Source organism: Methylorubrum zatmanii (genome assembly GCF_014845115.1).
Classification (GTDB): Bacteria; Pseudomonadota; Alphaproteobacteria; order Rhizobiales; family Beijerinckiaceae; genus Methylobacterium; species Methylobacterium zatmanii.
On the sequence record NZ_NKUI01000014.1, the window covers coordinates 1 to 8814 of the forward strand.

The 8814-nt window shown below is 68.5% G+C and carries 4 protein-coding genes and 1 pseudogene; 1 reads left to right on the forward strand and 4 read right to left on the reverse strand.

What is annotated here, in order from left to right; translation table 11 throughout:
• The first annotated feature begins 368 nt into the window (after positions 1-368).
• The gene (locus MZTS_RS02200) at positions 369-1352 is read left to right on the forward strand and encodes a LacI family DNA-binding transcriptional regulator (RefSeq protein WP_192281017.1); all 984 of its coding nucleotides are present in this window, start codon (positions 369-371) and stop codon (positions 1350-1352) included.
• Positions 1353-1395: 43 nt separating this feature from the next.
• On the opposite strand, the gene MZTS_RS02205 is transcribed toward MZTS_RS02200, so the two are convergent.
• The 4 genes and pseudogenes from MZTS_RS02205 to MZTS_RS24950 all read right to left on the reverse strand — a co-directional run.
• Positions 1396-4563 (reverse strand): efflux RND transporter permease subunit, encoded by a 3168-nt coding sequence (locus MZTS_RS02205; RefSeq protein WP_192281019.1) that lies wholly within the window; start codon positions 4561-4563, stop codon positions 1396-1398.
• Between the two features lie 110 nt (positions 4564-4673).
• Complete coding sequence (locus MZTS_RS02210; RefSeq protein WP_192281021.1) at positions 4674-5924, reverse strand: efflux RND transporter periplasmic adaptor subunit; 1251 nt, start codon at positions 5922-5924, stop codon at positions 4674-4676.
• A gap of 270 nt (positions 5925-6194) precedes the next feature.
• Entirely contained in the window at positions 6195-8000 is a 1806-nt protein-coding gene (gene lepA / locus MZTS_RS02215; protein WP_192281025.1) for a translation elongation factor 4, read from the reverse strand.
• A gap of 160 nt (positions 8001-8160) precedes the next feature.
• Positions 8161-8787, reverse strand: a pseudogene (locus tag MZTS_RS24950) (response regulator); the annotation flags it as partial.
• Positions 8788-8814 lie beyond the last annotated feature (27 nt).

The window sequence follows — 8814 nt, forward strand, 5'->3', positions numbered from 1 at the left end:
CTCGCCATAGGCGGCATCGATGCAGCCGGCGGCGGTCAGCAATCCGGCGGCCTCGCGGATCGCGGCTTCCTTGTTCGCCGGGGCGGCGCCGAGGCGGACCAGCAGGCGCGGGCCGGTGCGGGAGGGGGCGCGGGGCGAGGGCGTCAATGTCGGCGTCAGTGCGAGCATGGCGTGCTCTCCTCCCTGAGGACCGCCCGGCCGGCGGGCCGGATGCGCTGCTTCTTTGTCGGCTTGCTGTTGATCGTTATGAAAACGTTTTCACATCCTGTGTCAAGGCGCACCTTGCAGGAAAGTGCAGGAGCTGCGCTTGCGGCGCTGCGCGCCCAGTGGCAGAACCGGATCATGCCGATGAAAACGTTTCCCTCGCCATGACCGTCGGAATCCGTGACGTGGCCCGTGCGGCGGGCGTCTCGACGGCGACGGTGTCGCGAGCCCTCGGCCGCGGTCCGGTCAGCGACGCCGTGCGCGAGCAGGTGGAGGCGGCGGTGCGCGCCACCGGCTACCGGCCGAACCTCTCGGCGAGGCGCCTGCGCTCCAAGGCGGCGCAGACCATCGGCCTGATCGTCGCCGATATCCGCAACCCGTTCTTCACCGCGGTGAGCCGGGCGGTGGAGGATGCGGCCTATGCCGCGGGAATGCGGGTGATCCTGTGCAACACCGACGAGGACCCGGCCCGCGAGGCGATGTATCTGCGCCTGATGGAGGAGGAGCGGGTCACCGGCGTGATCTTCGCCCCCACCAAGGTAACGGCGGACGGGCTGACGGAGGACAGCCTGTCCTTCCCCACCGTGTTCATCGACCGCTCCGGATTGCCCGGCGCCCATGACAGCGTGGTGCTCGACAACGCGTCCGCCGCCGCCACCCTGGTCGATCACCTCGTCGCGCAGGGTTTCTCGCGGATCGGCGGCCTGTTCGGCTCGACGAGTTCGACCGCGCGGGAGCGTCAGGCCGGCTACGCGGCGGCCATGACCCGCCACGACCTCACGCCGCTCGCCCGCTCCGTGGCGCCGAACGCGACGGCCGCCGAGGCGGAAGCCGCGCGCTGGCTGTCACAGTCCGACCGGCCCGAGGCGCTGATTCTCTCCAACGGCCTGATGCTGATGGGGGCGGTGCGGGCCGCGCGCACCCTCGCCCTGAGGGTGCCCGGCGATCTCGCGCTGGCGGGCTTCGACAACGAGCCCTGGACCGATCTGGTCGAGCCGGGGCTCACCGTGATCGAGCAGCCGGTGGCCGAGATCGGCGCCCAGGCGATGCGACTGCTGTTCGAGCGGATCGAGAGCCCGGACCAGCCCGTGCGCAAGGTGACCTTGAGCGGCCGGGCGGTGCTGCGGGGTTCGACCCGGCGGGGCTGAACGGGCCCCCGTCGCCCGAGATGAGGGCGAAGCCGATCCGCCCTCAATGCGCTCCGGTCGAATGCGGCGCCTGCGCGGCGGCGACCCGGTCCGAGGCCTCCGAATGCGCGGCGGGGGTGCGGCGCGAGAAGGTCAGGATCAGCACCGGCAGAACCAGCAGGATCAGCAGCGGCGCCAGCGCCATGCCGCCCACCACGACGAGCGCCAGGGGCTTCTGCACCTGCGAGCCGACGCCGGTGGAGAAGGCCGCCGGCAGGAGGCCGACGCCGGCCACGACGCAGGTCATCACCACCGGCCGCATCTGGGTGTAGCAGGTGCGCAGCATCGCCGGCACGCGCTCGACGCCCGCGGCCAGGAGGCCGTTATAGGAGGACAGCACGATAATGCCGTCCATCACCGCGATGCCGAGCAGGGCGATGAAGCCGATCGCCGCCGAGACGCTGAACGAGGTGCCGGTGAGCGACAGAGCCAGGATGCCGCCGGCCATCGCCATCGGGATGACGCTGAGAGCGAGCAACGAATCCACCACCGACGAGAAGTTCATGAACAGCAGGATCGCGATGATGCCGACCGCGACCGGAACGGTCACGGAGAGGCGGGCGATGGCGCCCTTCATGTTGTTGAACTCGCCCACCAGTTCCAGCCGGTAGCCCGGCGGCAGATGCACCTCGTTGGCGACGCGGGTGCGGGCCTCCTCGATGGTGCTGCCGAGATCGCGCCCGCGCACGGAGAACTTCACTGGCAGGTAGCGCTCCTGGGCCTCGCGGTAGATGTAGGCCGGGCCGGAGACCAGCTCGACCTTGGCCACCGCGCTCAAGGGGAGCTGGACGGGGGCACCGTTGGGGTTCTGGCCGGCGATGCGCAGGTTGGCGATGGCCTCGATGCTCTGGCGGAACTGGGGCGCCAGCCGCACCATGATCGGGTAATGCCGCTCGGAGCCGGGATCGTAGAGGTCGCCGGCCGAGTCGCCGCCGACGGCGGTGCGGACCGTGGTGTTGATGTCGCCCGGCGTCAGGCCGTAGCGGGCGGCCCGCACCCGGTCGACGTCGATCTCGATGGTCGGCTGCCCCAGGGACTGGAACACCGCCAGATCCTCGACGCCGCGGATGGTCGAGAGCACCTTCATCACGCTCTTCGCGCTGTCGGTGAGCTTCTGCAGGTCGGGCCCGAAGATCTTGAACGAGTTCTCGCCCTTGATGCCGGAGACCGCCTCGGCGACGTTGTCCTGAAGATATTGCGACAGGTTGAAATCGACGCCGGGGAAGGCCGCCTGGAGCTTGTGCAGCATCTCCTCGGTCAACGCCTCCTTGTCCAGGCCGGGGCGCCACTGGTCGAGGGGCTTCATCGGCGCGAAGAACTCGGCGTTGAAGAAGCCGGCGGCGTCGGTGCCGTCATCCGGGCGCCCGTGCTGCGAGACGACGCGCTCGACCTCGGGCAGCGAGGCGATGATCTTGCGCATCTCGTTGACGTAGCCGTTGCTCTCCTTCAGCGAGATCGTCGCCGGCATGGTGGCGCGGACCCAGAGGTTGCCCTCTTCGAGCTTGGGCAGGAATTCCGAGCCGAGATTGCGGGCCGCCACGCCGACGCCGACCGCGATCAGCGCCACGCAGGCCACGGTCACGAGCCGGGCGCCGAGGGCCGCGCGCACCGCCGGGCGATAGAGCCGGTCGAGAATGCGCACGAGGATCGTCTCGGTCTCCTCGATATGGGCGGGCAGCAGGTAGGCCGCCAGCGCCGGCGTGACCGTGAAGGTGGCGATCAGGCCGCCGAGCAGGGCGTAGGCGTAGGTCGTCGCCATCGGCCCGAAGATGTGGCCCTCGACGCCGGTGAGGGTGAAGAGCGGCAGGAAGCCGGTGACGATGATCGCCGCTGCGAAGAAGATCGAGCGGCTGACATCCCCGGCGGCCAGCGCGATGCGCCCGGATTTCGCGTCGAGCCCCGGCGGCGGATAGCCCGGGATGCCGTGGCCGGACAGGCGCCGGAAGATCGCCTCGACCATGATCACGGTGCCGTCGACGATCAGGCCGAAATCGAGGGCGCCCACCGAGAGCAGGTTGGCCGACTCGTCCCGGGCCACGAGGATGACGACGGCGAAGAACAGGGCGAAGGGGATCGTCGCCACGACGATCAGCGCCGAGCGCAGGTTGCCGAGGAACAGCCACTGGATCGCGAGGATCAGGAGGATGCCGACCACCATGTTGTGCAGCACGGTGTGGGTCGTCACCGAGATCAGGTCGGCGCGGTCGTAGATGCGCTCGATCGTCACCCCCGGCGGCAGGACGCCCGCAGCCTCGATCTTGGCGACCTCCGCCTTCACCGCCTCGATCGAGGGCGTGCTCTTCTCGCCGCGGCGCATCAGCACGATACCCTGGACGATGTCGTCCTCGTCGTTCATGCCGGCGATGCCGAGCCGGGGCTGGTGGCCGATGGTGACGGTCGCCACATCCTTCACCAGCACCGGCGCACCGCCGACCTGAGCCAGCACGGTGCCGTTGATGTCGTCGATGTCGCGGATCAGGCCGACCGCGCGCACCACCGCCGACTGGCCGCCGATGGCGACCCGGTTGCCGCCGACATTGAGGTTGCTGTCGTTGAGGGTCTTGACCAGGTTCGAGAGGGTCAGGCCGTAGGCCATCAGCCGGTCGAGATCGACGGCGAGTTCGATGGTCTTGGTCTTGCCGCCCCAGCCGATGGCGTCGATCACCCCCGGCACCGCACGGAAGCGCTTTTTCAGCACCCATTCCTGCAGGGTGCGCAGATCGAGCACGCTGTAGCCCGGAGGCGCGCTGAGCTTGTAGCGGAAGATCTCACCGATCGGGCTGATCGGCGAGATGGTCGGCTTGGCCCCGGCCGGCAGCGGATCGAGCTGCTGCAGGCGGTTCAGCACCTGCTGCTCGGCCTGGAGGTAATCGAACTCGAAGCCGAATTGCAGCTTCACGTCGGACAGGCCGTAGAGCGAGATCGTGCGCACCTGCTTGAGGTTCGGCATGCCCGAGGTGATGCGCTCGATCGGGATCGTGACGTAGCGCTCGATCTCCTCCGCCGAGAGGCCGTCGGTCTGGGTCACGACATCGACCATCGGCGGGGTCGGGTCGGGATAGGCCTCGATGTTGAGGTTCTGGAAGGCGGCGAGCCCGCCCACCACGAACAGCACGAAGGCGAGGATGACGAGGGGGCGCTGCCGGAGGGCGAGCGCGACGATGCCGTTCATGGGGTCCGGTCCAAACCTCGCGCCGTCGGACGCGGCCGGGTGGCCGCGGCTCTGGATGCTGCGCTTGAAAAGGCGCGTGGAAAACGTCTGGCTGTCGATGGGGCCGGGTCTCAGCCCTGGTCGGTCATGCCGTCGATGAACAGGGCGCCCCGCGAGATCACCCGCTCGCCCACCGCGAGGCCCTCGGTGATCTCGATGTCGTTGCCGTCCACGAGGCCGGTCTTGACCGGGCGGCTCTCCACGGTGTTGCCGGCGCCCAGCACCCAGACCCGCGCCTTGTCGCCCTCGAAGATCACCGCCTGGCGCGGGATCGCGCGGGAGACGGTCTCCCGCTCGTTGATGATGTGGACGCTGGCATACATCTCGGGCTTCAGCAGGCCCTTGGGATTGTCGACCTCGGCGCGCACGACGATGCGCCGTGTGGTGGGATCGACGGAGGCGCCGATGAAGTTGATCCGGCTCTCGAAGGTCTGGCCCGGATAGGCGAGCACCCGGAAGCGGATCCGCTCGCCGAGATCGACCTTGGCGGCATCGGTCTCGCGCAGCTGCGCCACGATCCACACCCGGGCGAGATCGCCGATGATGTAGGATGGATCGGAGCCATTGGTGTTGATGTACTGGCCGGGGCCGATCTTGCGCTGGATGATGGTGCCCGAAAGCGGCGCGTTGATCGTCGTCTCCGGGTTGATCGCCCCCTTGGTCTGGAGGGCCTTCATGTCGTCGTCGGCGAGGCCGAGGATGCGCAGGCGGTTGCGCACCGCCTCCAGGCCGACTTCCGCCGTCTTGGCGTCGTTCTGCGCCGTGGCGAGGTCGTTCTGCGCCGTCTGCAATTCCTTCAGCGTGGTCACGCGGGAATCGTAGAGGTCGTGCAGGCGTTTTTCCGTATTCGTGGCGTAGGAAAGCTGTGAGCGCGACTTGTTGAGAACGTTCAGGGCGGCGAGAAAGTCGTTCTGCGCCTGAACCATCTCGTTGGCCTGGAGCGAGAACAGCTTGTCGCCCTGCTTCACCTGCTCGCCGGAGCGGGCGAAGATGGTGATGACCCGGCCGGCATAGGGCGAGAACACGGGGGTCGCCCGGTACTCGTCGACACTGATCTTTCCCTCGGTGGCGATGTCTTCGTAGAACAGGCGCTGCTCGACCGGCACCGAGGTGACCGTGGCGAGTTGGCTGTCGGTCAGCACGAAGCGCCCCGGCACCTTGGCGGTGACGGCGGCCGGCGTCGGCACGGCGGCATCGACCTCTTTCGGGCGCCCGTACCACAGGGCGGCCCCGGCGCCCGCCGCCAGCACGCAGGCGACGAGGAGCTGCGTGCGCAGACGCATCGTCCTCGGCGTCAGGTTGTCCTCGTGCGCCCCGCCCATCGCCTGTCTGTCCTGATTCGACCCAGCGCCGCGTTTCGACCGATCGGCGCGCTGCGTGCCGGTTGATTCGGCTTCTCGCTTGCGCGCAACCGAAGCGCCTGAATTGCGCCGTTACCGTGGCGGCTTAACGGGGGTATGACAGTACCGGTTTCCTGCATGGAAATCAGGGAGCTGATGGAAATTAGGCGGCGTAACCCTTCGTCGTCAGTTGCCCAGGCCGCTCCCTCGCCATCATCGCGGGGCGATCGCCAGGGCGCGCCGGTCGCCCCGTCAATCGTCCATCTTCAGGGCGGCGATGAACGCCTCCTGCGGAATCTCCACCCGGCCGAACTGGCGCATGCGCTTCTTGCCCTCCTTCTGCTTGTCGAGGAGCTTGCGCTTGCGCGAGATGTCGCCGCCGTAGCACTTGGCGGTGACGTCCTTCGACAGCGCCCGGATGGTCTCGCGGGCGATGATCTTGCCGCCGATCGCCGCCTGGACCGGGATCTGGAACAGGTGGCGCGGGATCAGGTCCTTCAGCTTCTCGCACATCGCACGGCCGCGGCTCTCGGCGCGGGTGCGGTGGACCAGCATCGACAGCGCATCGACCGGCTCGGCGTTGACGAGGATCGACATCTTCACGAGGTCGCCCTCGCGGTAATCGGAGACGTGGTAGTCGAACGAGGCGTAGCCCTTCGAAATCGACTTCAGACGGTCGTAGAAATCGAACACCACCTCGTTGAGCGGCAGGTCGTAGACGACCATGGCGCGCTTGCCGACATAGTTGAGGTCGATCTGGATGCCGCGCCGGTCCTGGCAGAGCTTCAAGACGCCGCCGAGATAATCGTCGGGCGTGAGGATGGTGGCGCGGATCCACGGCTCCTCGACCGTCTCGATCTTCATCGGGTCGGGCATGTCGGCCGGGTTGTGCAGTTCCTTGATCTCGCCGTCGCGCATGGTGAGGCGGTAGACCACGGAGGGCGCGGTCGAGATCAGGTCGAGGTTGAACTCGCGCTCCAGGCGCTCCTGGATGATCTCGAGGTGGAGCAGGCCGAGGAAGCCGCAGCGGAAGCCGAAGCCGAGCGCCGCGGAGGTCTCCATCTCGTAGGAGAACGAGGCGTCGTTGAGCCGCAGCTTGCCCATGGCGCCGCGCAGGTTTTCGAAATCGGCGGCGTCCACGGGGAACAGGCCGCAGAACACCACCGCCTGGACCTCCTTGAAGCCCGCGAGCATCTCGGTGGTCTGGCGCTTGTCCTCGGTGATGGTGTCGCCGACGCGGGTATCGGCCACCTCCTTGATCGAGGCGGTGAGGAAGCCGACCTCGCCCGGACCGAGTTCGCCGATATCGGCCATCTTCGGGCGGAACACGCCGATCCGGTCGACGCCGTAGACCGCGTCCGCGCCCATCATGCGGATGGTCATGCCCTTCTTGAGCACGCCGTCGACGATGCGCACGAGCACGACGACGCCGAGATAGACGTCGTACCAGCTGTCGACGAGCAGCGCCTTCAGCGGCGCGGTCCGGTCGCCCTTGGGCGGCGGCAGGCGGGTGACGATGGCCTCCAGCACGGCCTCGATGTTGAGGCCGGTCTTGGCCGAGATCGGCACGGCGTCGGAGGCGTCCAGCCCGATCACCTCCTCGATCTGCTCCTTGACCCGGTCGGGCTCGGCGGCCGGCAGATCGACCTTGTTGAGGACGGGCACGATCTCGTGATTGGCGTCGAGCGCTTGGTAGACGTTGGCCAGCGTCTGCGCCTCCACGCCCTGCGAGGCGTCGACCACGAGGAGCGAGCCCTCGCAGGCGGCCAGCGAGCGCGAGACCTCGTAGGCGAAGTCGACGTGGCCGGGCGTGTCCATCAGGTTGAGGATGTAGTCGCGCCCATCCTGCGCCTTGTATTCGAGGCGGACGGTGTTGGCCTTGATGGTGATGCCGCGCTCGCGCTCGATATCCATCGAGTCGAGCATCTGCTCACTCATGTCGCGGAGCGCCACGGTACCAGTCTGCTGGATCAACCTGTCGGCGAGCGTCGACTTGCCGTGATCGATATGCGCGACGATCGAGAAGTTGCGGATGTTGTCGATGGACGAGGTGGTCATCGGGGTCTCCGGCGCTGACACGGCGGCCCGTCCCAGGGGCTGGCGCGGCGCACGGCAGGTCTGAAGGGAACGGTCGAGGGCGGGAGATAGCAGCGGCGGGCGGTCGCGCCAAGGCGGGGGGCGTCAACGGGGCAGCCGGAGTTCCCGGCTTCCCCGGGTCTCACGGCGTCGATATCCGCTCCGATCCGGTGAAGGGCCTGCCATCGAAGGCCTCGGGGAGGGCGCGCTCGACCCGCCGCCGTGCCGCGTGGCAACGCCGCAGGGCCTCTTCCTCCGCCGCCTCGGCGCTGGCCGCCAGCCCGTCGAGGGTATCGGCGAGATCGGCCAGGCCGAGGCGGCGCGCGCCAACGGCGAGGGAAGGGGCCTCGGCGCGCAGGGTCTCGGAATTCATGGAGGTCACGCCGAGCAGGGAGAGGAAGCCGCGCAGCGCGCCGTGCGCGGCCTGCGCGCCCAGTTCGGCCGAGAGGCGGTCCAGCGTGTCGCGGTCGATCACGGCCGGGGTCGGCGCGGCCGGTTCGGCGAGCATGACGGAGCCCAGTTCGGCCTCGATCGCCGCGTTCAGCGTGCCGCTGTCGATGGGCCTGCCGATATGGCCGTTCATCCCGGCCTCCCGGATCGACCGGATCTGTTCCGGCAGCACGCAGGCCGTCAGGGCGACGATCGGGACGTGACGGGCGGGGTGCGGCAGGGCGCGGATGCGGCGCGTGGCGGTGAGCCCGTCCATCCCGGCCATCTGCACGTCCATCAGCACGAGGTCGTAGACTGTCCGCTGCACGGCGGCGACCGCCGCCGCGCCTGTCTCTTATCCCCACCT

Coding starts and splice junctions, on each gene's coding strand:
- MZTS_RS02200 (WP_192281017.1), top strand. CDS start 369: ATGACCGTCGGAATCCGTGACGTGGCCCGTGCGGCGGGCGTCTCGACG.
- MZTS_RS02205 (WP_192281019.1), bottom strand. CDS start 4,563: ATGAACGGCATCGTCGCGCTCGCCCTCCGGCAGCGCCCCCTCGTCATC.
- MZTS_RS02210 (WP_192281021.1), bottom strand. CDS start 5,924: ATGGGCGGGGCGCACGAGGACAACCTGACGCCGAGGACGATGCGTCTG.
- lepA (WP_192281025.1), bottom strand. CDS start 8,000: ATGACCACCTCGTCCATCGACAACATCCGCAACTTCTCGATCGTCGCG.